Source organism: Bacteroidales bacterium, from assembly GCA_026418905.1.
In the GTDB taxonomy this organism is placed as follows: Bacteria; Bacteroidota; Bacteroidia; order Bacteroidales; family DTU049; genus JAOAAK01.
This window is the reverse complement of sequence record JAOAAK010000029.1, coordinates 48082-74575: the sequence shown is the minus strand read 5'-3', so window position 1 is coordinate 74575 and position 26494 is coordinate 48082. Positions and strand designations below refer to the sequence as shown.

21 protein-coding genes are annotated in these 26494 nt (G+C 35.7%); 11 read left to right on the top strand and 10 right to left on the bottom strand.

The genetic code is table 11. The features are described from left to right. Nucleotides 1-47 precede the first annotated feature (47 nt). On the bottom strand, nt 48-800 hold the full coding sequence (kdsB, locus tag N2Z72_05775; GenBank protein ID MCX7697188.1) for a 3-deoxy-manno-octulosonate cytidylyltransferase: 753 nt from the start codon (nt 798-800) through the stop codon (nt 48-50). Further along, nucleotides 797-1414, bottom strand: coding sequence for a deoxynucleoside kinase (locus N2Z72_05770; GenBank protein MCX7697187.1), 618 nt, complete (start codon nt 1412-1414; stop codon nt 797-799). Before N2Z72_05770 ends, kdsB begins: the two co-directional genes overlap by 4 nt. Before the next feature lie 115 nt (nt 1415-1529). Between N2Z72_05770 and N2Z72_05765 the strand changes: the two genes are divergently transcribed. Further along, nucleotides 1530-3296 carry a hypothetical protein gene (locus N2Z72_05765; GenBank protein MCX7697186.1) on the top strand — a complete coding sequence of 589 codons (1767 nt, stop codon included), beginning with the start codon at nt 1530-1532 and terminating at the stop codon, nt 3294-3296. 28 nt (nt 3297-3324) lie between these two features. Here N2Z72_05765 and N2Z72_05760 read toward each other — a convergent pair whose 3' ends face one another. Further along, nucleotides 3325-3999 (bottom strand): hypothetical protein, encoded by a 675-nt coding sequence (locus N2Z72_05760; protein MCX7697185.1) that lies wholly within the window; start codon nt 3997-3999, stop codon nt 3325-3327. Between the two features lie 40 nt (nt 4000-4039). On the opposite strand from N2Z72_05760, the gene N2Z72_05755 reads away from it, so the two are divergent. The 3 genes from N2Z72_05755 to N2Z72_05745 are packed head-to-tail and all read left to right on the top strand — an operon-like array spanning nt 4040 to nt 6851. After that, a complete protein-coding gene (locus tag N2Z72_05755; protein MCX7697184.1) occupies nt 4040-4762 on the top strand; it encodes a (Fe-S)-binding protein in 723 nt (240 codons plus the stop codon). A gap of 22 nt (nt 4763-4784) precedes the next feature. After that, nucleotides 4785-5825 (top strand): hypothetical protein, encoded by a 1041-nt coding sequence (locus N2Z72_05750; protein ID MCX7697183.1) that lies wholly within the window; start codon nt 4785-4787, stop codon nt 5823-5825. A 9-nt stretch (nt 5826-5834) separates the two neighbouring features. Then, nucleotides 5835-6851 (top strand): CNNM domain-containing protein, encoded by a 1017-nt coding sequence (locus N2Z72_05745; GenBank protein MCX7697182.1) that lies wholly within the window; start codon nt 5835-5837, stop codon nt 6849-6851. Between the two features lie 23 nt (nt 6852-6874). Here the strand turns inward: N2Z72_05745 and N2Z72_05740 are convergent, their stop codons facing one another. The 4 genes from N2Z72_05740 to N2Z72_05725 all read right to left on the bottom strand — a co-directional run bounded on the left by N2Z72_05740 (nt 6875) and on the right by N2Z72_05725 (nt 12243). After that, on the bottom strand, nt 6875-7357 hold the full coding sequence (locus N2Z72_05740) for a ferritin (GenBank protein MCX7697181.1): 483 nt from the start codon (nt 7355-7357) through the stop codon (nt 6875-6877). 70 nt (nt 7358-7427) lie between these two features. Continuing rightward, nucleotides 7428-8627, bottom strand: coding sequence for a mechanosensitive ion channel family protein (locus N2Z72_05735; protein ID MCX7697180.1), 1200 nt, complete (start codon nt 8625-8627; stop codon nt 7428-7430). Between the two features lie 10 nt (nt 8628-8637). After that, nucleotides 8638-10014, bottom strand: coding sequence for a C1 family peptidase (locus N2Z72_05730; protein ID MCX7697179.1), 1377 nt, complete (start codon nt 10012-10014; stop codon nt 8638-8640). A gap of 87 nt (nt 10015-10101) precedes the next feature. Beyond that, nucleotides 10102-12243 (bottom strand): SurA N-terminal domain-containing protein, encoded by a 2142-nt coding sequence (locus N2Z72_05725; GenBank protein ID MCX7697178.1) that lies wholly within the window; start codon nt 12241-12243, stop codon nt 10102-10104. A gap of 131 nt (nt 12244-12374) precedes the next feature. Here N2Z72_05725 and N2Z72_05720 point away from each other — a divergent pair, with 131 nt between their 5' ends. Continuing rightward, nucleotides 12375-13262 (top strand): hypothetical protein, encoded by an 888-nt coding sequence (locus N2Z72_05720; GenBank protein MCX7697177.1) that lies wholly within the window; start codon nt 12375-12377, stop codon nt 13260-13262. 66 nt (nt 13263-13328) lie between these two features. After that, nucleotides 13329-14537 carry a methyltransferase domain-containing protein gene (locus N2Z72_05715; GenBank protein ID MCX7697176.1) on the top strand — a complete coding sequence of 403 codons (1209 nt, stop codon included), beginning with the start codon at nt 13329-13331 and terminating at the stop codon, nt 14535-14537. A 6-nt stretch (nt 14538-14543) separates the two neighbouring features. Here the strand turns inward: N2Z72_05715 and N2Z72_05710 are convergent, their stop codons facing one another. Both N2Z72_05710 and N2Z72_05705 read right to left on the bottom strand, forming a co-directional pair. Further along, on the bottom strand, nt 14544-15806 hold the full coding sequence (locus N2Z72_05710) for a nucleoside permease (GenBank protein MCX7697175.1): 1263 nt from the start codon (nt 15804-15806) through the stop codon (nt 14544-14546). Nucleotides 15807-15812: 6 nt separating this feature from the next. Next, complete coding sequence (locus N2Z72_05705; protein MCX7697174.1) at nt 15813-16406, bottom strand: bifunctional nuclease family protein; 594 nt, start codon at nt 16404-16406, stop codon at nt 15813-15815. Nucleotides 16407-16590: 184 nt separating this feature from the next. Between N2Z72_05705 and N2Z72_05700 the strand changes: the two genes are divergently transcribed. From N2Z72_05700 to N2Z72_05680, 5 genes are read left to right on the top strand one after another with little or no spacing between them, the layout of a single operon-like run. Further along, the gene (locus N2Z72_05700; protein MCX7697173.1) at nt 16591-17370 is read left to right on the top strand and encodes a YaaA family protein; all 780 of its coding nucleotides are present in this window, start codon (nt 16591-16593) and stop codon (nt 17368-17370) included. Between the two features lie 36 nt (nt 17371-17406). Next, nucleotides 17407-21147: a type IX secretion system sortase PorU gene (gene porU / locus N2Z72_05695; protein MCX7697172.1), complete on the top strand. Its 3741-nt coding sequence runs from the start codon at nt 17407-17409 to the stop codon at nt 21145-21147. A 28-nt stretch (nt 21148-21175) separates the two neighbouring features. Then, a complete protein-coding gene (porV, locus tag N2Z72_05690) occupies nt 21176-22372 on the top strand; it encodes a type IX secretion system outer membrane channel protein PorV (GenBank protein ID MCX7697171.1) in 1197 nt (398 codons plus the stop codon). Further along, nucleotides 22372-22863, top strand: a complete 492-nt coding sequence (gene ispF, locus N2Z72_05685) for a 2-C-methyl-D-erythritol 2,4-cyclodiphosphate synthase (protein ID MCX7697170.1) — start codon at nt 22372-22374, stop codon at nt 22861-22863. The genes porV and ispF overlap by 1 nt, the downstream gene beginning before the upstream one ends. 23 nt (nt 22864-22886) lie before the next feature. Then, the gene (locus N2Z72_05680) at nt 22887-24929 is read left to right on the top strand and encodes an SBBP repeat-containing protein (protein ID MCX7697169.1); all 2043 of its coding nucleotides are present in this window, start codon (nt 22887-22889) and stop codon (nt 24927-24929) included. 142 nt (nt 24930-25071) lie between these two features. On the opposite strand, the gene N2Z72_05675 is transcribed toward N2Z72_05680, so the two are convergent. Next, entirely contained in the window at nt 25072-26493 is a 1422-nt protein-coding gene (locus tag N2Z72_05675) for an aldehyde dehydrogenase family protein (protein ID MCX7697168.1), read from the bottom strand. Between the last annotated feature and the right edge of the window lies 1 nt (nt 26494).

Genomic DNA, 26494 nt, shown 5'->3' with positions numbered 1-26494 from the left:
TGTAAAATTATGAAAAACTTGAAAAGTTATTTGTTAGAAGATATATATCACTGATTAGACGCTATCAATTGGTGGATGATTTTAATATCCTCAGGCGTGTCTACTGCGTGTGATTCATAGTTGGTTTCTATAGCATAAATTTCATAGCCGTGTTCAAGCCATCTCAATTGTTCTAGTTTTTCAGTTTTCTCAAGTTCGGTGGGTGGAAGCTTAACGATTTTTTCGAGAACAGTGAAACGATAAGCGTATATTCCAATGTGAATGTAGAAAGGAAAGAGTAGAGTATTTTCTGCATCTCGGCAAAAGGGTATGTTAGATCTGCTGAAGTACAAGATTTTATTGTTTAAATTTTTGACAACTTTTACTTCGTGAGGACAATGTTCGGAGATTTTTTTAAAAACTTTCCTAATAGGGGTAACTATTTGAATTGATGGATCCTTAAAAGCTGAAATGATATGATTTATGAGTTCAGGATCAATAAGAGGTTCATCTCCTTGAATATTAATGACAATGGTATTCTCTATATCTTGAGGTGAAATATATAGTGAGGCTGCTTCGTAAACGCGTTCAGTTCCGGTTTCGTGAGATGGAGATGTCATCAAAGCTTTACCGCCTGCCATGGATACAGTCGTAAATATCTTTTCGTCGTCAGTAGCAACTATGAGATCCGTAAGTTGGGTGGCTTTTTTTGCACGTTCGTACACCCAAAGAATCATGGGTTTTCCGGCAATGAGCGCAAGTGGTTTACCGGGAAACCGACTTGAATGATAACGTGCAGGTATGATACCAATACTTTTCATCTGAATAAACCAAATAATTCAGCATTTATCAAATCAATAACATATCCCAGATCTTCCTTGTTTTCTTCAAAACGGATTTTATTTACATCAATGATGAGTAATCGCCCTTCCTTATAAGAAGAAATCCAGTTTTCATATTTATCGTTGAGACTTTTTAAGTAATCAAGACGGATTGAGGTTTCATAATGGCGACCCCTCTTTTGAATTTGCTTAACTAACAACGAAACATCTGCTCTTAAATAAATAAGAAGATCTGGAGGTGAAATAAAACTGGTCATCAGAGCAAAAAGTTCACGATATGTTTCAAAATCTCTCGAACTCATCAGTCCCATTTCATGCAAATTTGGAGCAAATATGTAAGCATCTTCGTAAATGGTTCTGTCTTGAATAACATTTTCTTTGTTTCGTTGTATCTGGATAATTTGGCGAAAGCGACTATTAAGAAAGTAAATTTGAAGATTAAAAGACCATCTTTTCATGTCTTCGTAGAAGCTTTCTAAGTATGGGTTATCATCAACAGATTCATAAAGAGCCTTGAATTGGTAATGATCTGCAAGTAAACTTGTCAATGTTGTTTTTCCGCTTCCGATGTTGCCAGCAATAGCGATATGCATTTTTTTTACAAATATGCGTATTTTTTCCTTAATTATGATCATGGATTAAACTTGACTTTTACTTTTTCTTTTTAGTCTTTTAGTTTTTTAATATTTTTGCAATAAAGGGAAATTTATGAAAAGAGTAATTTTATTCATTAGCTTTTTAAATGCGTTTATAGCATGGGGTCAAAATGTTGGGATCTCAGATAACCCCATTATTCCTGATCCTTCAGCAATGTTGGAAATCCAAGCAAGTTCCAAAGGTCTTTTAATACCTCGTGTTTCTTTGACACAGACCAGTTCACCTTCACCTATTACAGCACCTGCTATCAGTTTGCTAGTATACAATACAGCTACTGTAAATGATGTAACTCCCGGTTACTATTATTGGGATGGAATTAAATGGATTAGAGTGATGGATGCAAACAGTACAACACCTGGTTGGTTGCTCACTGGCAATGTGGCAAATGCTAGTAATTTTATAGGTACTACCAATCCTGTCGATTTCAGAATTTATACAGATAATACGGAGCGAATGCGGGTAAGTAGTAACGGAAATGTTGGTATTGGAACTACTACACCGACAGAAAAATTGCATGTCTCTACGAATTTGAATGCTCATAAAAGTGCTGTATTTGGTTTTGCTACGCAAACATCTACCACAACTGATTTTCGTAGTGTGGGTGTACTTGGCAGTGCTGTAGGTGCAAATTCAACATGGGGATATGCCGTCGGTGTATTGGGGGTGGCAGATAAAACAAATAGTTGGAGAGCAGTAGGAGTGTATGCAACTCTTGATCCAAATCTACCGACTTTATTTACTACATGTGCTTTATATGCTAACGGTAACAACATTGCTCCGTCAGGAATCTTTATGGGAGGAAACGTAGGAATTAACACTACTTACCCTTCTTATACCTTACATGTTCAAGGTAAGGCAAGAGTTGATACATTTTTGCTGGTGGGTAATCCTTCAACTTCTGCTATTACTCGTAGGGGCATGAAAACCTTTTATTTAACATCAACTTTAAGTGTTCAAAATGGATATGCCCAATCAGCATCTTTAGGAACTCTTGATGTGCCTACTGGTGCGTCAAGTTTTACTGTTACCAAAGTTGTCTATGCTATTAACGGCTATCATCAAGATGGAGACGAACAACACGGAGTCATGGTTCGTATAGGAAGCACTGATTTCGGGTCCATTTACGAAACAGCTAATAATGGGTATGTTGCCGTGGATTGGATTAACACAAGTTCCCATTCAAATGTTTTTACTTCTTCGCAGAATGTATATTTCCGGATTTATGATGCATCAGATCTTATCGACGATTATTTCTATATATTGAATGGATTTATTACCATTTATTATGAATACTCACTTGCTCCTCAGCGAGGAGATATAGTAGCTTCTGGTAGAGTCTATTCACGTGAAATTTATTCTATGAGTGAATATGGTGATCTGGCAGAGCATTATCAAGTCATTGCCCCTGCTAACTTTGCGATTGAGCCTGGAATGTTGGTTAGTTTTATACCTGGCAGTAATGCTAATTTTACTCTTGCGACGTGGGAGAATGTTTACCATTTAGCCGGGGTAATTTCAGAAAATCCCACGTTTGTTTTAAACAATCCCTCTCAAGGTTATCCTATAGCTTTTGTAGGTAGAGTTAAAGTAAAATTGGTACCTTCTTCAGAACTCATTCGCAGTGGAGATTTTCTGACTGTATCTGATGTACCAGGATTAGCTCAGAAAGCTAGTAAACCAGGTCCCATCATCGGTTACGCCATTACCAATCAAAATCCAGGGGAATCTTTTGTAGAAATTCTTCTTCAGCCTGGAAGATACATAGATCATATTCCTGAAAACTCTCCTAAAAAACCAGGAAAAGTTATCGAAAAATAGCTGATAAGGCTGTTATTGGAGATGGTATTTAGGAAGCTTCTTTAACAAGGTCACGAATATCTTTGGTTTGTTTTTCAAGTGTGATTCTTACTTTCCTGAAGACATCCACTGGCCATCCTTGCCATAGTACGTAATTCCCGTAATTGTCTTTGGTGTTGTAGACGGCTTTGGTTCGATTGTCAAATGTCCAATACATTTTATTGTAATCCTCCGAAAAATCAATGTGGACATCCATAAATTTATGGTAAATCACCACATCGAGATAGTCATTACCAATACCAATCATTTCAAGCAACATAGTTAAAGCTTTTTGTCCAGGAAGTCCTTCCAATTTCATTTCAATCGTGAAGCTTTTCTGAACTCCACCACCCACAAAAAATTCTCCGCCGTTGAAATCTAAGCTTGCATAATTAAATACCTGATCGATCTTGCTTGCAATCTGAGTATACTTGTTTTCTCCGTAAACGATATACATAAAAAGTGGGCCTGCTGTTGAAATGATGGTTCCATCACTGCTTAAGTGAAATGCAGTAATAGGAAAATTGATCATATTTGTGATATCCTTACCACTTTCCTGATCAACAACCCGGGTTACCTTCCACACACCTTCCATGCTACTTTTAGTAGGTGGCTCTTCTTCAAGCAATAAGTCACAAGAACTCATCAAAAAAATCATTAAAAATGAAACTAAAACATTTTTCATGTGAAAAAATTTTGAGTAAAATTGCAAAAATTATTCCATATTGTCAACAAAAAAAATTTATCTATTTGTCCCTTGTTATGTTGATCACCTTTTTCCTGAACAGGCCGACAAAGCTTGTCATATCTTAGAACATCTGGGATATGATGTAGAAATATTGCCCGATCAGCCTTGCTGTGGCCAAATTGCTTACAACAGTGGTTATTTTGATGAAGCTCGGTTATTTGCCAAACATTGGCAGAACTTTTTCCCTTCCAGTGTACACGTGGTAGTTTTAGGGGCATCCTGCACCCACATGGTAAAAAATGTTTATCCTACCTTATTTAATGATAATAAATATTCTTTGCTTTTTTTTGTTGAAGACTTTTCGTCTTTTATCATAAAACATCGTCTCGAGGATTATTTTTCACCCAAAATACAAGGAAGGGTGGCCATTCATCAAAGCTGTACAGGATTGAGAAAATTATATAAAGGGAAAAATCTCACCTTTGAAGTTCTTGTCCAATTTCCAAACTTAGAATTGATAAAAACGAATGTGGATTATCATTGTTGCGGATTCGGAGGAACATTTTCCGTTAAATATCCAGAAATAAGTGTCGACATGGGATTATTCAAACTTGAGAAAACATGTGTAGAAGGTGCTGAATATCTTATTGTATCGGATGTTTCATGCTACATGCACTTAAGCGCTATTCAAGCAAAGAACAGCTTTCCCATTCAAATTTGGACTCTTATCGATTTTTTTTATCAAAGCATCAGAAAATAGTTATTTTTGTTCAAAAATATAGATGCACAAAAAAATAATTCTTTTAGGGATAATCATCACATTATTAGAATCCTGTTCAACAGAGGTGGATATTACAGGGAAAGCTGACCATAAGCCTGTCATTTATGCCATATTAGATGTAACTTCACCTACTCAGTACATTAAGATACATCGTACTTTTCTTGCGGATGGTAACGTGTACCATTACACTCAGTTGTACGACAGTATTTTTTATCCTTATTTATTGAAAGTCAAATTGCAATCGTTAACATCTGGTGGCAATGTGTTGAGTGAATATTACGCCGATACAGTTCATTTTTTCACGAGTGGCGATAAATTCTTTACTGGACAACACCCTTATTACCGCTTGAAAATTCCCACATTTTATCAGGTTGTTAAAACAGATACCTTTTGGTTTAATCCAGCATATTCATACAAACTGGTTGTTGAGGATACAGTTAATGAAAGAATTTACGAAGCAATAGCAAAACCTCTTCAGAATTTTGAAGTCGTTAAACCCAGCTTTTACCAAACTTCTATAGGCTTTCTTCCCTCAACAAGTTCAGTAATTGAATGGAAATCTACTCCCAATGGCAGGATTTATGAAGTCAAATTTATTTTCGACTATTTCGAAATATATAACATGCATCCGCAGGACACCATAGCAAAATCGATAGAATGGCATCTGGGTAGTTTACAATCTTCTTTTTTGAATGGAGGAGAAACTATGGCCATTAACTACAACGGTTCAACATTTTATGATTTACTTCAACGAAACATACCTGTTGTGAACGATGTTAAGCGTTATTTTGGCCATGTTTGGTTAGTTATTACCGTTGGAAATGATGACTTTGCCACTTATATTCGAGCAAGTAGCCCCTCAAATACCATTGTTCAAGATAAATTGACATATACCAATATTTCCGATGCTCTAGGTTTATTTGCTTTCCGTTTGAGAAAAACTCTAAAATTTAAGTTAAATTCCCAGACTCAAGAAGAAATTCTTGAGAATGATAAAACAAAAAATTTGAATTTCTTTGGCTATTTCCCTAATTTTGAGTAGGAGAAAATTATGCTTTCTCTTTTTTTGATTTTCGTGGCAACGGTACTTATTTCCTTTACTTGTAGTTTTATTGAGTCTTCATTGTTGTCGTCGCAAATATCTTATTTGGTTCAAATGAGAGAAGATGGCGCAAATTGGGCTAATAAAGCACTGGAATTCAAAAGACAAACATCAGTTCCTATCACAGCTATCGTTACATTAAACACCATTGCTAATACAGCGGGAGCTACTCTTATAGGTGCATTGGCTAGCATACACTTTGAAAATATATCCTATGGCCTCATTTCGGCAATTCTTACCATAACTATTTTAATTTTTTCGGAAATTATCCCCAAAACTTTGGGAAGCTTGTATTGGAAAAAGACCATGGCTATTACTGTTGCAATTATTATCGGTGTGATCTATCTTACTTATCCTTTTGTCCAAATAACACTTTTTTTAACACGGCGATTAAATACCGAAAACACCAAAAAAACAACCTTAGATAGGAAAGAAATTTATGCTCTTGCCAAAAAGGGAGAAGAAGAAGGATTATTCAATCCCCAGGAAACTCACATTATTCAACATTTTATTTCTTGTTATCATCATCCAGTCTTTTCGGTTATGACACCTAGGAAAGCTGCATTTATTGTACATTATAAAACCCCCTGTGGAGGAATGACCCAATATAAAGAATTCGAGCAATTTTCTCGAATACCTCTGTTCCTTGATAAGAAAAAGCATCGTGTTTATTCATATGTTCTTAAATCGGATGTCTTAAAAGAAATTGTAGAAAAGAGAGAAGCTACGCCTGTTTATAAAATTTCTCGTCCAGCTATTGTAACTTTTGAATACTATCCCCTCCATCAGGTTTTTAACAAAATGCTCCAGAAAAAAGAACATATTGCTGTCGTGGTAGATGAATACGGTATTTTTAGTGGCATTATCACCCTAGAAGATATACTCGAAGCTTTGCTAGGATTAAAAATTATTGACGAAAAAGATATACACCCCGATTTTCGAGAAAAGATTAGGGGTCAAGCCTGAAAAACGTGAAAAGCGATTTGGTATTAACTGCGTTTTTTTAGTTCTTTGTCTAACATGAGAAGTCCGGTGTTCCCTTCAATCATATTGAGATGTTGGAGTATTTCGTTGACAGAAGCTTCTTCCTCAACTTGTTCTGCTATAAACCATTGGAGAAAATTCTGGGTAGCGTAGTCTTTTTCTTCGATAGCTAATTCGAGAATTTTGTTAATTCTGTCGGAAATGTAGCATTCATGTTTGTAAGCATCCTCAAAAGCTTGCTTTGGAGATGACCAATCTTTAGGGGGTTGTTGGATGGAAAGAAGTTCTACTCGTTGATTTCTTTCGTTGAGATAATCAAATATTCTCATGGCATGCCCATATTCTTCTTGAGCTTGTATTTTCATCCAGTGAGAAAAACCATTCAAATTAGCATCTGCAAAATAGGCTGCCATGGAAAGATACAAATATGAAGAATACAATTCAGCTTGGATTTGATCGTTTAAGGCTTTAACAACTTTTGAATTCATAATTAAATATTTTTACAAAGTTACGAATTTTCAGCTTTGTTGTTAACCATACTGATAATTATTAAAAAAATTAATTCATCGGGTTGCGAGGTATATTTTCTGAAAGTTTGATTTCAAAAATGGGTAAAAGAGAAAATATCAATTCCATAAGTTCATTGTTAATTTCATTAAATTCTTTCCATTCTGTAGTTCGAGTAAAAGCATAATAAAAAAGAGGAAGACCAAATGGTTCAACATCACGAACATAAACCATAGTCAATTGTTGATGATCAAAACGATCATCTTGTTCCAGATAAGATTGTAAAAGCATTCGAAATAGTTGCAAGTTGGTTATAGACTCACTTATATTGACAGGAAAGTAAGATTGTAAATGAGAAGGAAGATTATCTTTGATGAGTAGAGATTGCTCTTTCGTTAGTAGTTTTACGGATGATGGTTGGATATAGATTTTTCGAAAAGCTCGTCGGCATTTATTTTCATATATTCCTCTGTTGTTAATGAAGGGACTGGTGAGCAGTGAATAGGTTGGATAATATGAGTAAGTGAGATCAAAATTTTTGATTTTAACCGAAGATAGGGTAATTTCTTCAACTTCTCCATCAATGTTGGAACTTGGAATGGAAATCCAGTCGCCTTTCTGAATCATTTTATTACTTGTCAGTTGAATGGATGAGGTAAAACCCAGCAAGGGATCTTTGAAAACAAGAAGAAGCACAGCACTCAATGCTCCAAGTCCTCCGATGAGCACAGCAGGACTCTTACTCAGCAAAATAGACAAAATAACAATGCCACCCATCAAGCCAATTACTAACTTGAATACTTGTACATAACCTTTGATGGGTTGAAAGTGGGTATTTTCTATCGAATCGTAAATTTTGTAAAATGCATCTGCTAGAGCATACAAAGCTAGAATGAGAAAAAAAACAATAAAAATCTTGGTGGCATTTTGAAGTAAGGATATCCAACCAACATAATGTGGCAAGGTGTAAGGAGTGAGTTTGTAAATGATGATTAAAGGAATAATAAAAGAGGCACGTTTAAGAAAACGTGTATCACTAAATGCATCATCTAATAGTGTTTTAGTACGCTTAGTAATTCTTCTAATGATGCGAATAGCAAAAAATTTGGTGATGTAATAAACCAAAAAACTGATAAGTAAGAGAAAACCAAGATTGACGAAAATGATAATTTGATGTTCAATGTGAGCAAAAATCTGATTTTTTTCCAGTAAATTTTTTACAAAATCATATAAAGCAAATTTATTTTGCATATGAAGTGCTTTACTCGTCCATAGAAAACATAGGATCCCATGGAGGAAGAAGAATGGGTTTTTCTTTCCATATTTTCAAGATATCTTCAGGGACAAATTCTTTGGGAATAACAATTCTGAAAGTATACTCATTAAACCAAGCATCAGTGATAAGAAGATTTCCATTTTTTCCTGTGCTTCCCCAGCTATTTTCTACCAACCATTTGACAGGTTTATTGTCTAAGATATCGACTGCAATTAGATTCATGCCGTGCGTACTACCACTTTCAAAAGTAATGATTCGTTGTTTTTTATCCATTATAAAGGGTATGCCGTACAATGAAAAATAATCGTAATTGTTAAGATCAAGAAGACCTTCATTTTTGTCGATTTGCTTACCAACATCACAAGAATAATAAAGGCTTACGTTGTTTTTCAAAGCCTCAATGGCCATTTTTTTAATTTCTTCTATGGGAAGATTAATATATTTCCAATTAAATCCTTCGTAGATGTTTCTGTCAAGGTCAATTTCATAGAGTTTAAAATATGGACGGGAGGGATCATTCATGAACATGATGTAATCTTGAGCTTTAAAGTTTGGTAAAACTTCATCTCGGAAGCTAATTGGATCGTAGCTTTTCAGAGAAGATGCTTTTCCATCTTTGTCAATAAAACGATAAGTGAAATTTTTTGGGGGTTCACCAAGATGATAGGCAAGAATTTTGTATACGTTGGATAAAGCAAGTATTTTTGCTTTTTGAATATCATCTTTTTTTGCTTTTTTTTCGGCCATCTCTCTGAGAGATAGTGCTTCCTGTCGAAGATACGTTGAAAGAATGGAGATAAGACCTCTTGTGTTATTAGACGAAAAATTTTCTGGCATGATCTCAGCTGGAATAAGTCCATATTTTTCAATAAGATGGGCAAGGCCTGCCCATGTGCCACCATCGGAAATAGGATTTTTTAATAACCATTCAACTTTTTTATCATCGAGAGGTTTGTCTGAAGTTTGAATGATACTTTCTAAAAATAGATTTGCTTTTTCCAACAAATCATAAAAAAATAGAAAGTTGTAGGAAAATTCAAAATTTTTTAGGTTGTATTTTTCGATTACGCGAGGACGCAATGTGTTTAAACCTGCAAACATCCAACAACGACCTGAGCTTTTTTGATCAGTTATACCATATGTTTTTACTTTATAGGTAAAATAGTCATCAGGTTTAGCCCTGTTTTTTTGGTTAACGACAATTTTGTTAAGTTCGTTGGAGTAAAGAGCATTAATTAACCCCTGATTGGGTGATGATTGTTCGTATTTTTTTCTAATTTCTTGCAAAATCTCATTTGTTAAATGTTGAGAAAACAATGTAATATGCAAGAAAACCACCCAAATATACGGAAGTTGCTTCATTTTATTTCAAATTTAATTTGACACATTTGTTTATGTTGCTTGCATTAAAATCGAATGGAAGTAGGTGGACATGTAGAAAATAGATAATTAATAGTATTCTATTCGATTATCTTTTAAATTGCCAAGTTTTTGCAAAGCTTTGAAGAGTTGGCCATTCACTTTGGATTGATAATGATAAAATTTTTGTTTAAAAAAGTCATCGTATTTTAAACTATCGGGCTTAGTTTCGTCAATGATTTCATATGCATAAACACCACCTTCTCCTTTAACAGGTCCTACCAATTTACCTTTGGTTGTGGCGTACATTTTTCCAATTAGTTTGGATTCAGGCCCGTATCCAGGTAATGAATAGGTGAAGAAATTAATATCAAAAGTGTCCGGATTTTCTTTGAGTTTGCTAGCAAGATCGAACACAGATTTACACCCTTCCATTTTTGTTTTAAGTTCTTTTTCAAGCATTTCTGCTTTTTTTTCTTTAATAACCATAGGTTTAATCAGGTCTTTAATTTGTTCGAGAGGTGCTGGACCAGATTCATATTTGTTTTTCACTATGGCTACTACGTATTTGTTTTCGGTAGATAGGTCGAAAAGATTTACAGTTTCACGTGGTTTTGTTTCTTTATAAAAAGACCATCGAATGATTTCTCGCCCATTTTCTAGACCAGCAATGGTATAATCTGTTTTTCGTACTTTTTCTGCTACGTTTTTGATATATCCCTTTTCGGAAAGGATTTTTTCGAAATCTTCATAGTTTTTTGTTTCAGCGGCAATGACACTTGCTAGATTATAAATCGAGTCAGTCGTTTGTTTACTTACTGGCACAGATATTTTAACAGTAGCTATTTTAACCTTGGGAGTTGGCTTTGATTTTGCTAATAGTTTGATCACGTGAAATCCGTATGGAGTTTCTACTACCATGAATTCTCCAGGTTTGGCATGAAGACAGGCATTATTAAATTCGGGGACCATGGTTCCTTCTTTGAACCATCCAAGAAAACCATTGTTTTGCTGGGCTGAGGGGTCGTTACTCATTTCTTTAGCTATTTTTGCAAAAGTGGAGCTGTCCTTACCTTTTACAAGATTCAATATACTATCGGCTCTAGCTTTAGCTTGTTCTTTGGTACGTGTTATAGTATCCTGAGCAAACATGGCTCCTTGATATGAAACTAGAATATGTGCTGCTTTCATTGAATCAGGCAGCTCTTTGCGATCAATGAGTCTATGCATAAAAAAGCTAAATCCCTCGAGATATGGCTTGACATAAGAACCAATTTTTGCATTAAACAATGTATCTTGGTAATATGACAATTCTTCTTTTGCAAGATAGGATGAATCCCACGTGTAATCCAAATCACTATTTCTGACGATAAACTCGGGTAATTTTTCAATTGGTGTGTTGATAAAGGAAGTAAAGGTTGTATCTACTTTGGTTTTCGTCATACGCATGTCGATCTGAGAAGGCTTGATATGAAAAATGACATAATCAATATCTGTTAGTTCTTCTTCGTAAGTGTACAAATATTTGTTTTCTGCATAATATTTTTCGAAATCCTTGTCGGTAACCTGAATAGCGGAATCTTTTAAAGAACCATAATGTAAGGCTACATACACCACCTTTTTCTTAACGGTTCTTTCCTTATTTTCTTTCTCAGCAAAACGTTTGGGAAAGTAAAAAGATTTGGTGATAAGGTTGATGTATTTATTTGTGAAAAGTTCATCAATAATAATTTTTTCATACATTTTCCATATTTTTTGTTCTCGTTCAGGTCTTTGTTCCAAGTTGTTGATAAAATTATAAACCAGTGTTTGATTAAATTCACCTGTTTGGGGATTGGTGAATAATTGTTTTACGATAGGATGAGTCAGCTGTCCGGTAATATATTCGTAGATTTCTGCATCAGTTAATTTTAATCCTGTTTTTTCGTATTCAATCTGGATTAATATGTTTTTTATCAGTTGATCGAATACAGAGTTTTTTATCTGAAATTCTTCTGCTCCAGAAAATGTCATATCTTCACCATATTGCATTTTGTATTGTTCTTTGGTACTTTCATACCTGCTCAGAAATTCATTATAAGTGATATTTTCGTCGAAAACTTTAGCGAGAGGAGGAATGGTGGGACGCTTATTTTTGAAAAAAAGGTCACTCATAACAAAAAGTACCATAGCACCTCCTATGGCTATGAGAAGCAAGCCGGAGCGTTTTCTTATTTTACTTATGGTTCCCATGAATGCGAATTTGTTTGCAAAAGTACACTTTTTATTTTTTTATTGGTGTCGAAGATTTTTGTGGATAAGGATTATATCACTCATTTTAGTTTATCATTTTTTTTTTATTTTTGCTAAGCAAAAAGAAAAATATGAAGCGACTATCGTTATTTTCAATTATTTTGATAGTGATTTCTTCTCTTCTTGATGGGCAAGAATTGGTCACTAAAAAAGGTTTTAAAATTTTACCTGAACAAGGCGATTATGCTTTAGGTTTTAATGCTGTACCAGTAATTGATTTTGCTTTAAATGCTGTTAACATTATGGTCAACACTGGTCAAACAGCCGCACATCCTTCGTATGTTACTGGTTTCAATCAAAACCTCGTTGGAAAATATTTTCTTGATGAGAAGAAAGCAATACGTGGTATTTTTGGCATTAATGCTGGATCAGCTACCAATCGTCAGTTCGCTAAAAGTCCGCATGATCAATTAGCAAACCCTGGTAATCCAGACGCATGGAAAGAAGTAGAGGACGTTAAGGTGGTTAGAAATTCAAATGTTGTTCTTGGAGGAGGAATTGAATTCAGAAGAGGTCATAACAGACTTCAAGGATTTTATGGCGGTGAAGCACTGGTTGGTTTTTTAAGAACCACCAACGTCAATACGTGGGGGGTTGTCATGGATACGATAGCCATTAATAATAACTTTACTAATCTAGATGGGTCAGCTTTGAATGGAAGAATTCTGAAGAACGTAGGTGGATTAACTGTTCGTATGGGATTGAGAGGTTTTGCCGGCGTAGAATATTTTATTCTTCCTAAAATATCTATCGGTGCTGAATTCGGATGGTCGTTTGGAATAGGTTTTACCGGTCGTGGCGAAGTAACCACTGAAAATTGGGACAATACCAATCGTGTTCCAAAGGAAGTAACTACTAAAGGAAATGCCAGCACAAGTTTCTGGGGTTTTAATGTTGACAATGGAATTGCAAACAATTTAGGAAGTTCAGCAGCTTTGAATTTAATATTTCATTTTTAATGAGCTATGCCTAAACACATATGAGCTGCCTTCGGGCAGCTTTTTTAATTTATAACTTTGCAAAAAATGACTTTTCACCAACATTGGTTTAGAGGTTTAGAAGAGATTCTTTTACGAGTTTTTGCTTATCAAGAGTATAGCGACAAAGCCATCCAACAAATTTTTCAGAAACACAAAAAATGGGGAGCCCGCGATAGAGCTTTTGTAGCTGAAAATGCTTATGAAATCATCAGGTGGAATAAAAAGTTGCGCTTTGCTATGGGATTGACTACAGATGATTTTTTTAAAAATGAAGCAAATTTGATAATTCCTAAAATCATCGTTGCTCATATATTTTTAAAATACGGTGAAATTCCATCTTTTTATCAAATGAACATTGACGAGGAAAAAGTAAAAGATAGATGGCTTAACCCTCCTTCGCCCGAAATAGATAAGTCGGTATCGAGTTGGTTATGGAAAAAAGGCTACGAACAACTTGGAATGAGGTGGGCAATTGAGTTAGATAGTATGAACATGATGGCACCTGTCTACCTGAGGGTAAACAGTCATTTAATAAGTCGAGAAAATTTACTAGATGCCCTAAGAGCTGAGGGAGTTGAAGCTAGGGAAGTTGAATCACTACCACATGGTCTTGTTCTTGAAAAGAGGTTGAATGTTTTTAGGATAGGAGCCTTTAGGAAAGGTTTTTTTGAAGTTCAGGATGGAGGTTCTCAGCTAATAGCTCCTTTTCTTGAAGTAGAACCAGGGATGAGAGTCATCGATGCATGCGCAGGAGCTGGAGGAAAAACTCTTCACATGGCTTCTTTGATGATGAACAAAGGACATATTATTGCCATGGATGTCGTATATCCAAAGCTTGAGGAACTTCGTAAACGTGCGAGGAGACTTAAGCTTTACAACATCGAGACGAGACTTATCAATTCCAAAGAAATTAAACGTTTAAAAGAATCTGCTGATCGTTTGTTACTGGATGTACCTTGCACGGGAACAGGAGTTTTAAGGAGAAATCCAGATGCCAAGTGGCGAATTAACCAGAAATTGCTCGATGATGTAAAAGAAAAGCAACGAGAAATATTAGAATCTTATGTTCGTATGTTAAGAAAAGGCGGGAAGATGGTATATGCTACTTGTACCCTTTTTCCGGTAGAAAATGAAAATCAAATACATCATTTTCTTTTGAACAACGATACGTTTGAACTTGAAGATATGAAATATATATATCCTTCGGAAACTGGTTTTGACGGTTTTTTTATGGCTCGCTTAAGGAAAAAATAACAAAGCTTACGGATGTTGAACAGTTTTGAATTCTTCTGGATTATGCTTATGTCTAAAAAGGATTGTAAAAAGAATAGCTACGATAAGAGCATAGCTAGCAAAAGAAATCCAAATGTTTTGCCATTGGAATGAGCCATCAGGTAAAGTAAAATAAGTATCAATCATCCATCCACTGATAGTACTTCCTAGAAAAGCTCCTAATCCGTTGGTCATTAACATGAATAAACCTTGAGAACTTGCTCTAATTTCCGGTTTAACCTGTGTTTCGACAAAAAGAGAGCCAGATATGTTGAAAAAATCAAATGCCATTCCATATATAATACATGAAAGCACAAGCATCCAAAGACCACCGCTTAAAGCTGGATCTCCATAAGCAAATAGACCAAAACGTAAAACCCACGCTATCATACTAATAAGCATGACTTTTTTGATACCGAAACGTTTCAAGAATAGAGGAATGGTAAGAATAAAGAGAGTCTCTGAGATTTGGGATATACTCATAAGAATGGCTGGGTATTGAACAGCTATTTCATTTTTGTATTTGTCGATTTTAGCAAAATCATGAATAAATGTATCTCCATATGCATTGGTTAGCTGGAGAGCTGCTCCGAGTAACATGGCAAAAATGAAGAAAAGAGCCATTTTATATTGTTTAAAAAGCGTAAAAGCTCGAATGCCAAGAGCATCGACAAGATTAGTCTTCTTGCCCTTGTTAGGAGGAGGACAAGTAGGCAGGGTAAGGGCATACATAGCAAGAAGAAATGATGTCCCCGAAGCAATGTAGAATTGCAAGGGGGAAGTTTCCAATTTTAATAATGAAACAGTCCATAGAGCAACAATAAAACCAATTGTTCCAAAAACACGTATGGGAGGGTAAGTGGAAATGATATCAAAATTGTATTTTTTAAGAGCAGTATAAGCTACAGTTATAGAAAGTGCTATGGTAGGCATATAACAGCACATATTCAGAAGCATGATCCAAAAGAAGACATCGGGATTGTTAATTTGTGGAAGTATGAAAAGAAAAATTCCCCCTAAGAAGTGAAAAAGAGCATATAATTTTTCCGCGTTGATAAAACGATCAGCCAAAATGCCGGCGATAGCAGGCATAAAAAGTGATGCTATCCCCATGGTGCTAAACACTTGACCAAAATCCGTTCCTGTCCACTTTTTGGTTTGAAACCAAAAAGCACCAATAGTCAATAGCCATGAACCCCAAATGAAGAATTGTAAGAAATTCATCAGGATAAGTCTTGCACGAATGTTCATATGATTTTATTTAGCTTTTTTGCGTTTGATTTCATCACGTATTTTGGAAGCAAGTTCGTAGTTTTCATTTTGTACGGCTTCTTCGAGCATTTTTTCAAGTTCCTCAAGAGTATAAAAATGCAAAGGAGGGTCCCCTTCATCTTGAGAAGCTTCTTCATGAGTTTCTTGCGCAAAGAGCTTTTCTTCTGTTTCAGAAAGAATAAAACCTGTTTCATCAAGAATTTGTGGGGTGGTATAAATAGGGCAATTGAACCTAAGTGCTAAGGCAACAGCGTCACTGGGTCGAGAATCTACTTGATATATCTTGTTGTCTTTTTCTAAAATGAGCAGGGCGTAATATGTCCCTTCTTTGAAGTCATGAATGATAACTTCATTAAGTTTAATATTAAAATTTTTAATAACATTTTTTAGCAAGTCGTGAGTAAGAGGTCGAGGTGGTTTAATGCTTTGCATTTCCATAGCTATTGCTTGGGCTTCGAATTGTCCTATCAAAATAGGGAGTTTTCTTTTTCCATCTATTTCGCCTAAAATAAGAACATATGCCCCACTTTGAGATTGACTATAGGTAATAGCTACAATTTCTAATTCAACCTTTACCATAAATCGAGCTTAAAATTAAAACTTTTTTGTCATTTTGTTTATTTTGGCTTAATTTTTCTCTTTGATTAAATACTTCAACAAATGAATCTTTATCATGTTTTCGAGTAATACAATATTTATGTAAAAATAGTTAAAATATTTTTTTCTTATTTTTGCACAGAATTCATAAAAAAATCTTAGGTAAATGATATTTCTCATTTCTTCTTCCAAAAGATTAAGAAAAAATTGTTTACGAAAAGGGGAAGGAACGCTCCCTTTTTTCTTAGAGGAAATTAAAACCCTTCATTCCATCATCAAAGGTTTTCATTTCATGCAACTTAAAACCATGCTTAAGGTAAATCCACGCATGGCTGAGCGCATTCAAAAAATATATTATGCGTGGAATCCAACAAAGCTACAAAATGGATGTTGGGCATTGGAATTATACCATGGTACAACTTATTTGGCCATGAATACTGATGAGTGGAAGGAAGAGGAATGGAACTTTGCACAGGAACACGTAAGAATCTTAAGTGGTTTTTATGGACTACTAAGACCAAAAGATACAGTGTTGCCTTATCGACTAGAGATGCATGCACCTATTCCTCAGCAAAAATTTAAAACTCTTTATGAATTTTGGGGTGATAAATTGATGAAAAGACTTGAAGAAGAGCTAAAATCTCATAGTGAACCATTGATTCTCAATCTTGCGTCAACGGAATTTGCTCAAGCTGTAATTCCCCATTGTCCACCAAATGTGAAAATTATAACTATAAATTTTCTCGAATGGCGTAATAGTAAGTGGAAAATTGTTCCAGTAAATGCTAAAAAAGCACGTGGTTATATGGTTAGCTATTTAGTGAAGAATAAAATAGACAAATTGGAAGGGGTGAAGGATTTTAAAGAAATGAACTTCGAATATTATGCTGCTGAATCTTCTGACAACGTAATGGTTTTTAGAATGAAACAAACTACCACAAAATAATTGCTCCTTAATACTCGTTTTCCCAAAAAAAACTTGGTGAGAAAATATTTTTGCTTTTTTTCATGTTTCATCTTCTTATTAATCAGGGGGCAAAACTATGTTACCACTGACATTGTACCTTATTTGGAGAAAATATCCATCGATCATATTGCTCAAGTTTTAACGTATCGTCTGGAAGTTTTAGAAACCACCATCGTCGATCAAATTTCAGAACAAACTTTTCAGTCTTTACAAGATACGTTTGCCTTATTGGAGCAACGACTTATGATCCAAAAGAAACCTTGGGTTTATGTATATATTTTCCCTTTCAGAAAGACTCCTGATGGTAAAATAGAGAAACTTGAAAAATATCACTTGCAAGTATACAAAAGCAATCAAATGCCTTCTGAGTTGACGGTTAAAACAAAAGTTTATGCAACGCAAAGTGTATTATCGAGTGGAAAATGGTATAAAATAAGCACAACAGACGGTGGCATACATCGCATTACTTACCAAGATCTTGTGTCGTGGGGAATAAATCCTACTACCATCAATCCAAAAAATATACGTATTTACGGAAATGGTTCTCGGATGTTACCTGAGAGAGTTGGTGAACCTTGGATTGATGATTTATACGAAAATCCTATTTATGTTTATGGTGAAGAAGATGGAAAGTTTGATCCAGGTGATTACATCTTATTTTTTAGTGAAGGCTTGTCTTATTGGAAATACAATGGAGCAAGGAGTTTTAATCATGAAACAAATCTTTATACTACCAAAGCGTATTTTTATCTGAATTTTGACAAGGGAGTGGGTAAAAGAATACAGATACTAGATGAAATGAACTTGCCCGCTAATAAAATTGCTGAAACTTTTTACGATTTTACCTTATATGAAAAAAACCAGTATAACTTGATCAAAAGCGGGAAAAATTGGTATGGCGATATTTTTGAATATCCTAATTTTTCTAAAAATTTTGTTTTTTCTTTTCCGAACATTTGTTTGGATTCGATGGCGATGGTTAAAGTTGCGATGGCAGCACGTTCAAATATTACTTCACAAGTAAAGGTTTCTGTCGGGTCATACCAGTCTACTATAGCTTTTTCTCCAGTGGGTGACTACACTACAGATTACGCTAAGACTAACATGGCTGTTTTAAATTTTATGCCTTTGGGTTCTAACGTAACTGTTCAAGTTCAATTCCAGAACAATGGTAATCAGCAGGCTCAAGCATGGTTGGACTATATTGAAATTTTTACTTGGCGAAAATTAATTATGAGTGGAACACAAATGGTATTTCGAAATCCAGATTTGGTAGGGGTGGGTAATGTTGTTGAATACCGTATTGGGTCTTCGCAATCAATACAAGTCTGGGATATATCCAATCCTCTTTTCCCAATGGAAGTCAAAGGTCAGTGGGTGAATGGTGTTTTTTCTTTTCGAGTTCAAAACGATTCTTTAAAAACTTTCTTGGCTTTTGATGGAACACAATTCCATAAGCCAGTCTTTGAAGGCGAAATACAAAATCAGAATTTGCATGGGCTTCCTCAAGTAGACTATATCATAGTGACACACCCTATGTTCTATCAGTTTGCACGTGAAATAGGGGAATATCATTTCTTGCATGATGGACTTTCATATGTGGTGGTTACGCCTCAGCAGATTTATGAAGAATTTTCTTCAGGAAAGCAAGATATTTCAGCTATTCGGAATTTTATTAAGATGTTTTATGACAGAGCACAGAATGCAGATGAATTACCCAAATACCTTTTGCTTTTTGGCGATGCATCCTATGATTATCTTGACATAACTTCAGGTAATACAAATTTTGTTCCCACATTTCAGACTCAAAATTCCTTGAGTCCTACATCTTCATATTTAACAGATGATTTTTTTGGGCTTTTAGATGATGGAGAAGGTCAAGACGCATTAGGTTCGTTGGATATTGGAATAGGTCGTTTTCCTGTAAAAACTGTGGATGAGGCCAAAGCCATGGTAGATAAGACAAAGAGATATTTGTTACGGGAGAAGTTGCCTTCTACTAATGGGAATTGTACAACTGCTGGATGTCCTGTTTCCAATTTTGCAGAGTGGAAAAATTGGGTTACTTTTGTTTGTGATGATGGTGATGGTAATTTACATTTTAATCAGTCTGAACGTTTGGCCAGGTATGTCGATACAACATATCATGTTTTTAATCTAGAAAAAATTTATTTACCTGCGTACCCACAGATCAGCACTTCGGGCGGTGAACGTGCTCCGGAAATGAATGAGGCTATCCGTCAGCGAGTTGAAAAAGGCGCTTTAATTGTAAATTATACCGGACACGGAGGTGAGGTAGGATGGGCGTTGGAGCGCATTCTTGATGTACCTACCATTCAAAATTTTGGGAATCGTTGTAATTTACCTTTATTTGTCACTGCAACTTGTGAATTTAGTCGTTTTGATGATCCTCAACGTACGTCTGCCGGCGAGTATCTTTTTTTAAATCCGAATGGGGGAGCGGTAGCATTGTTTACGACCACACGACTTGCATTTTCTTCCTTTAATGAAGCATTGAATAAATCTTTTTTTAAAAAAGCTTTTCAATTCCAGCAAGGATCTTATCCAGCTTTGGGTGAAATCATGATGTTTTGTAAAAATGATAATGGTAGTAGCAGTCCCCTGAAAAATTTTACGCTTCTAGGAGATCCTGCGGCAAAGCTAGCCATTCCCACAAATCGAGTTGTTGTTACAAAAATCAACGGAAAAGATACTTTGACGTTTAACGATACCATTAAAGCATTATCAAAAGTGTCGATCGAAGGTAAAATAGTGGATGCACAATGGCAGAATCTCTCAGATTTTAATGGTATTTTGTACGTGACTGTTTTTGACAAACCATCTACCTATGTAACACAATCGACTGAGCCTGGAGATTATCCTGCTCCATTTACTCTTCAGAAAAATTTGCTATATAAGGGAAGAGTCGAAGTCGATTCTGGAGAATTTAAGTTGGATTTTTTCGTACCACGTGATATCCAATATCAGTTTGGTTCTGGCCGTATGAGCTTTTATGCGGATGATGGACAATATCGTGAAGCAGTTGGGTGGTTTGAAAATTTTATTATCGGTGGCTCAAACGACACCATTATTGCCGATAACGAAGGACCTTCTATTGAGCTTTATTTAAATGATACCCTCTTCAGAGAAGGGGGTATTACAGACGAAAACCCGGTTTTATTGGTTCACTTGTTTGATGAACATGGAATTAATACTACAGGTAATGGCATTGGGCATGATCTGGTCGCTTACTTGGATGGTAATAGATCGGAGCCAATTGTTCTCAATGATTACTTTGAAGCTGATTTAAATACATATAAATCTGGTATTGTTCGTTATCCGTTACATGGTTTGTCTTTTGGCTGGCATACTATTACTGTTAAAGCTTGGGATAATCTAAATATTTCTTCGGAAAAACAGATTTCTTTTCAGGTAACTTCACAAAATAAATTGCTTATTTCCACGTTAAGTAATTATCCAAATCCCATGAATGATCATACGACTTTTGTGTTTGAACACAATCTAACTTGTTGTACGTTTAGTGCAATGCTAAGGATTTTTGACATGTATGGAAGACAGGTAAAGGTTTTTTCTGGTTCATTCCCAGTTCATGGCTATCGGACAGTTTTTTGGAACTGGGATGGCACTTCGGATTACGGGGAAGTTCTCCCTTCTGGACTATATCTGTACAATTTAACACTTGAAAATGAGGATATGAGAGCAAGTCGTTCGGGTAAGCTGGTTATCATCAAATAAAATTCGTAATATTGCAAAAAAGTTCAACATGAAATATTTTCCCCTTCTTTTGATTCTTTTTGTGAATGTTTTGATGACGAATGCCCAGTCCAATAGCAATTTGGTTCAGCAAGCATATAAACTAAACACCATCACCACGGCTGTTCCTTTTTTACTCATTGTTCCGGATGCTCGAGGAGGGGCAATGGGTGATGCTGGAGTCGCTTCAACTCCAGATGCAGCTTCTACTTTTTTTAATGCAGCTAAACTTCCTTTCATTACTCAACAACTTGGTTTTGAGGCTACATATACACCCTGGCTCAATCAATTGGCAAAAGATATTAACTTGAGTTATCTGACAGGCTTTTACAGACTTGATGATCAGCAGGCACTTGCAGGTTCTGTTCGATTTTTTTCATTAGGGGTGGTGAATTTTACCAATGAGCAAGGACAGGATATTGGTTCTTATAAGCCTAACGAATTTGCTGTAGATGCTTTTTACGCAAGGAAATTTACTGATCATTTTTCCATGGCAGTGGGTTTACGATATATTTATAGTAATTTGACCGGAGGTATTTATGTAGGGGGAGCTCAAACCAAGGCAGGCCAATCGGTTGCAACGGATGTTGACTTTTACTACACAACCGAAACTGAGTGGTTTAAAGTTCCCGTGGAAATTGGTCTCGGAGCAGCTATAACCAATATCGGAGCTAAAATTACATATACAGAAAATTATGAGAGAGCTTTTCTCCCTCAAAATTTGCGTTTAGGTCCTGGCTTTAAATTTAAACTGGATGATGTAAATATTTTGCTTTTTACTTTAGATTTGCATAAATTGCTAGTTCCTACTCCTCCCATATATTTGAAAGATTCTCTGAATCAAAATGTTTTGGATGATAATGGAAATCTGATTATTGAAAAAGGAAAAGATCCTGACAGAAGTATTGTTAATGCCATTTTCACATCTTTCTATGATGCTCCGGATGGATTTAAGGAAGAGTTTCATGAAATAAATTATTCGGTTGGACTTGAATACTGGTATGCCAATCAGTTTGCTCTGCGGGGAGGTTTCTTTTACGAGCATCCAACTAAAGGAAACCGAAAATTTTTTACTTTAGGAGCCGGTTTAAAATATAATGTGTTCGGACTGGATTTTAGTTATCTTATCCCTATTGAACAAAGGAATCCACTTGAGAATACGTTGAGATTTTCGCTTCTCTTCTACTTTGAGAAGGCAAAAAAATAATGAAGTTTAATTATCGCGTAGGTTTTGGTTTTGATTTACACAGGTTGGAAAAGGGTAGACCTCTTTGGTTGGGAGGAATTTTGGTGTCATCAGATAAAGGCTGTGTTGCACATAGCGACGGAGATGTTCTCATTCATGCTACTTGTGATGCTCTGTTAGGTGCGTTAGCTTTGGGAGATATCGGTATGTATTTTCCTGATACTGACATTGCCAACAAAGGAAAGGAAAGTTCTTTTTTTCTTCGAGAAATCTTAAAAATTCTCAGGCAAAAAGAAGCAGAAATTATTAATATTGATGCAACTATTATTTTAGAGAATCCATCGCTTAAAAATTATAAGTCAGAAATAGCCAAAAACCTAGCCGAATTGCTTGATATTCCAATGAATTCTATTTCTATTAAAGCTAAAACACATGAAAAAATAGGTGATCTTGGAAAAGGCAATGCTATAGCAGCTTATGTTATAGTCCTTGTATCAACCAAAATAAATTAATAATTTTACTAAAAATTTTTTAAATGAAAATAAAAATTATTCTGATCGCATTAATTGCATTATATTTCTACGTAGGAGGACAAACGGTCATACCGATAACTTCCAGCAATCTAGGACTGTACGATCAGTTGTTTATCGAAAATAAAGGGCAATGGGATCCTGATGTTTTGTTTTTTTGTCGAGCAGATGGTTGTGACATATGGATCACAAAACATGGGTTGAACTGTTTATTTTACCAGATCAAAAATCAAGAAGGCTCTTCAGAACTTGAGCGTTTAAGGACCAATCCAAAATGGGGAGATTCATTGCCTTTAGTGCAAAAGGAGTTTATAGGACATCGGATTTTGCTTACCTTTCATAATATCAACTCAAATTTAGTCGCCGAAGGATCTCAGAAAGTAGAAACGTATTTTAATTTTTTCACTGGATCCGATTCTACGAAACATGTCACCAAGGCAGGAGTATACAAAGAAGTAGCCATCAAGAATATTTTTGATGGAATAGATGTTCATTATTTTTTTAAGGGAGACACTTTGCATAGTAGATTTATCATACGATCCGACGCCAAATCAAGTGATATTAAATTTAATTTAACAGGCCAGGTTTACGATAATATTAAAGGAAATAAGCTATTTCTTAAGTTATCTTTCAAAGAAATTCCTTTTCTTGAATGGAATGTACTTCAAGATCAACAAAACATGACTTGTGAGTTGAAAAAGTCTGTGAATGAATATTTACTTATACCGCGTTCATACGAAAATGATAAATCCATTCAAGTGGATTTAACTTTTAGCCCACTCAGGGTAGAACATAGTATTGTTTTACGAGATATACATTTTAACAATGGTTCGTTATATCTCTGTGGTCATGGGCTTGCTATCATGTATGGCTCCAAAATAGGTTCGTTCACGCTCAGGGATGGAAAATTTTATGATACATATGTTTTAAAAATGAATTCAGTAACGAGAAAGATTGAGTTTGCAACTTTTATAGGAGGGGATGATCAAGAAGAAGGAAATGCATTGACTATTGATAAAAATGGAAATATTTATGTAACGGGAATCAGTTTTTCAAAAAACTTTCCAGTTACAGCATTTGCTTTTCAAAAAAAACTTGTGGGATTTAATGATATTTTCCTTACAAAATTGAACTCGACTGGATCCCAAATTTTGTTTTCTTCATACGCAGGAGGAGGATTTAATGATGAAGCCAATGATATCGTAGTTGATGGGTCTGGTAACATTTATTTAACAGGAATAACTACTTCCTGGAATTTTCCGGTCACAACGAATGCTTTTCAACCTAAACATCAGGCATCATTTGCAGATGCTTTTCTTATCGAATTTAATCCAGAGAACTTATCAATTGACTATGCCACCTATCTCGGAGGAGTGTTGAGGGATGATGCGATGGCCATGGCAGTAGATAAAAATGGTCGTTTGTACGTGGTGGGAAAAACCCAAGCTGAGGATTTTTTGGTAACACCAAATGCATATCAAAAACAAAAAAAATCCTATGGGGATGATATTTTTCTTACTGTCTTCGCAGATAATCATCAAGTCTTATATTCAACCTTTCTAGGAGGAAGTGGAGATGATGTTCCTTTGGATATGTTTGTGGATGATAGTGGGTACGTGTATGTTGGAGGTTACACATCTTCTTTGGATTTTCCCATTTTTGGTAAATGTTTCCAGGAAAAATTTGGAGGTGGTGAATACGATGGATTCTGCATTAAATTTCATCTAGAAAAAGGTTTGGTTAGTTCGACTTTTATAGGAGGTGAAGGCAACGATAGGGTAACGTCTCTAAAAGAAAATTCACAAGGTGAAATATTACTTACAGGACATACCTCTTCTTCGAATCTTGTTGCTATTTTAAAAGGAGGCCAACGTCAGAAAACTAAGGGAAAGGATGTGTTCGTTTTAAAGACGAATTCAAATTTTTCAGAAGCACTTTACACAGACTGCTTGGATTTTGAAAAGGTAGATGTATCAGCAGGAATGGTACTTGATCTTCTTGATAGAATTTTTATTTTGGTAAATTCCCATCCCACCTCAAACTTTTAAAAAGTTGGTTCAATTTGGCAAACGAAATAAGTTGTCGAACTTAAATTGATAAAAAAATCGATAAACATTTTCCCTCTATTATTATCATGCCTGCTATTATGTTTAACTGTTGTTGGTCAAAGGAATAAACGTGCCAAAACTACTATAAACCCAGTACCAGTAATTTTCTTTCCATGTATGATTCCATAGCATATCTAACACCTTCCCGCCCGAATCCACTGTCTTTCATGCCACCGTATGGCATGTGATCTACACGGAAGGTGGGTACATCGTTGATGATAACACCACCGACCTGTAATTGATCGAATGCCATTTGAATTTCATTCCAAGCATTGGTAAAAACTCCAGCTTGTAGGCCATACCTGCTGTTGTTAACATAACTTAGAGCTTCTTCAAATGTATGATATGGTTCAACGGTTACAACTGGTCCGAAGATTTCGAGCTGACAGACTTTCATTTCGTAAGAGGTGTTTGTAAGAATAGTTGGAGGAAATAGCCCTCCTTGACGTTTTCCACCTAAAAGTAGCTTGGCACCTTGATCTAGAGCTTCTTGAACCCATTCTTCGACGCGAATGGCATTATCCTCGTCGATCATGCTTGTGAAGTCTGTTGAAATATCCTGTGGAGGTCCTATACGTAATTTTTTCGATGCTGAAACAAAGTCGCTGATAAATGACTCGAAAATTGAATTATGCACATAAATCCGCTGTGTGTGAATGCAAACTTGACCTGCATACGAAAATGAGCCACTGACAATTTTGGGTATAGCTTTTGCTAAATTAGAGGATGGAGTAACGATAACACCAGCGTTTCCTCCTAACTCAAGAATAACTTTTTTCTTGCCTGCCATGGATTTCATTTTCCATCCAACTTCAGCACTACCAGTGAATGATAGTACTTCTGGTCGGGGATCTGTTACGAGCATTTGACCAATTGTAGCGGTTGCAGGAACAATAGAAACGACTCCTTCGGGCAATTCGGTTTGTGCCATTAATTCTGCCAAAAATAATGTACTAAGTGGTGTTTTGCTAGAGGGCTTAAGAACGATCGGACAACCTGCAGCAATGGCAGGTGCTATCTTATGAACAGCTAAGTTGAGTGGAAAGTTAAATGGACTGATACCTCCTACAACTCCTCGAGGGAACCACTGAACGATACCGGTTTTGCCTTCTCCAGCTGGTGTCCAGTCCAAACGTACATATTCACCCCCGATACGTTTGGCTTCTTCGGCAGCAATGCGAAAAACTTGAATAGCCCTGTCTACTTCTGCTAGAGCAAGTTTTAAAGGCTTAGCTGCTTCGCAAGCAATAATCATAGCGGCGTCGTTACGTCTATTCTCTAGTAAATGAGCAATGTTCATGAGAATGGTATATCTTCTATATGATGGAGTTTTCTTAAACACCTCGAAAATCTCAAAAGCTTTTTGAATAGCTTCATCCATTAGATCTTCCATGACAAGACAGGTTTCCCCTACGGGAGATGTATCGTAAGGATTTCGAATGATGATACGATTGCCGCTTTCGACAAATTTTCCCCCTATCCAGGGTTTAAAAAGTTTTATCATA

Excerpts from the sequence above, each read along its gene's own strand:
- kdsB (MCX7697188.1), bottom strand. The coding sequence starts at position 800 with ATGAAAAGTATTGGTATCATACCTGCACGTTATCATTCAAGTCGGTTT.
- N2Z72_05770 (MCX7697187.1), bottom strand. The coding sequence starts at position 1,414 with ATGCATATCGCTATTGCTGGCAACATCGGAAGCGGAAAAACAACATTG.
- N2Z72_05765 (MCX7697186.1), top strand. The coding sequence starts at position 1,530 with ATGAAAAGAGTAATTTTATTCATTAGCTTTTTAAATGCGTTTATAGCA.
- N2Z72_05760 (MCX7697185.1), bottom strand. The coding sequence starts at position 3,999 with ATGAAAAATGTTTTAGTTTCATTTTTAATGATTTTTTTGATGAGTTCT.
- N2Z72_05750 (MCX7697183.1), top strand. The coding sequence starts at position 4,785 with ATGCACAAAAAAATAATTCTTTTAGGGATAATCATCACATTATTAGAA.
- N2Z72_05745 (MCX7697182.1), top strand. The coding sequence starts at position 5,835 with ATGCTTTCTCTTTTTTTGATTTTCGTGGCAACGGTACTTATTTCCTTT.
- N2Z72_05740 (MCX7697181.1), bottom strand. The coding sequence starts at position 7,357 with ATGAATTCAAAAGTTGTTAAAGCCTTAAACGATCAAATCCAAGCTGAA.
- N2Z72_05735 (MCX7697180.1), bottom strand. The coding sequence starts at position 8,627 with ATGCAAAATAAATTTGCTTTATATGATTTTGTAAAAAATTTACTGGAA.
- N2Z72_05730 (MCX7697179.1), bottom strand. The coding sequence starts at position 10,014 with ATGAAGCAACTTCCGTATATTTGGGTGGTTTTCTTGCATATTACATTG.
- N2Z72_05725 (MCX7697178.1), bottom strand. The coding sequence starts at position 12,243 with ATGGGAACCATAAGTAAAATAAGAAAACGCTCCGGCTTGCTTCTCATA.
- N2Z72_05720 (MCX7697177.1), top strand. The coding sequence starts at position 12,375 with ATGAAGCGACTATCGTTATTTTCAATTATTTTGATAGTGATTTCTTCT.
- N2Z72_05715 (MCX7697176.1), top strand. The coding sequence starts at position 13,329 with ATGACTTTTCACCAACATTGGTTTAGAGGTTTAGAAGAGATTCTTTTA.
- N2Z72_05710 (MCX7697175.1), bottom strand. The coding sequence starts at position 15,806 with ATGAACATTCGTGCAAGACTTATCCTGATGAATTTCTTACAATTCTTC.
- N2Z72_05705 (MCX7697174.1), bottom strand. The coding sequence starts at position 16,406 with ATGGTAAAGGTTGAATTAGAAATTGTAGCTATTACCTATAGTCAATCT.
- N2Z72_05700 (MCX7697173.1), top strand. The coding sequence starts at position 16,591 with ATGATATTTCTCATTTCTTCTTCCAAAAGATTAAGAAAAAATTGTTTA.
- porV (MCX7697171.1), top strand. The coding sequence starts at position 21,176 with ATGAAATATTTTCCCCTTCTTTTGATTCTTTTTGTGAATGTTTTGATG.
- ispF (MCX7697170.1), top strand. The coding sequence starts at position 22,372 with ATGAAGTTTAATTATCGCGTAGGTTTTGGTTTTGATTTACACAGGTTG.
- N2Z72_05680 (MCX7697169.1), top strand. The coding sequence starts at position 22,887 with ATGAAAATAAAAATTATTCTGATCGCATTAATTGCATTATATTTCTAC.
- N2Z72_05675 (MCX7697168.1), bottom strand. The coding sequence starts at position 26,493 with ATGATAAAACTTTTTAAACCCTGGATAGGGGGAAAATTTGTCGAAAGC.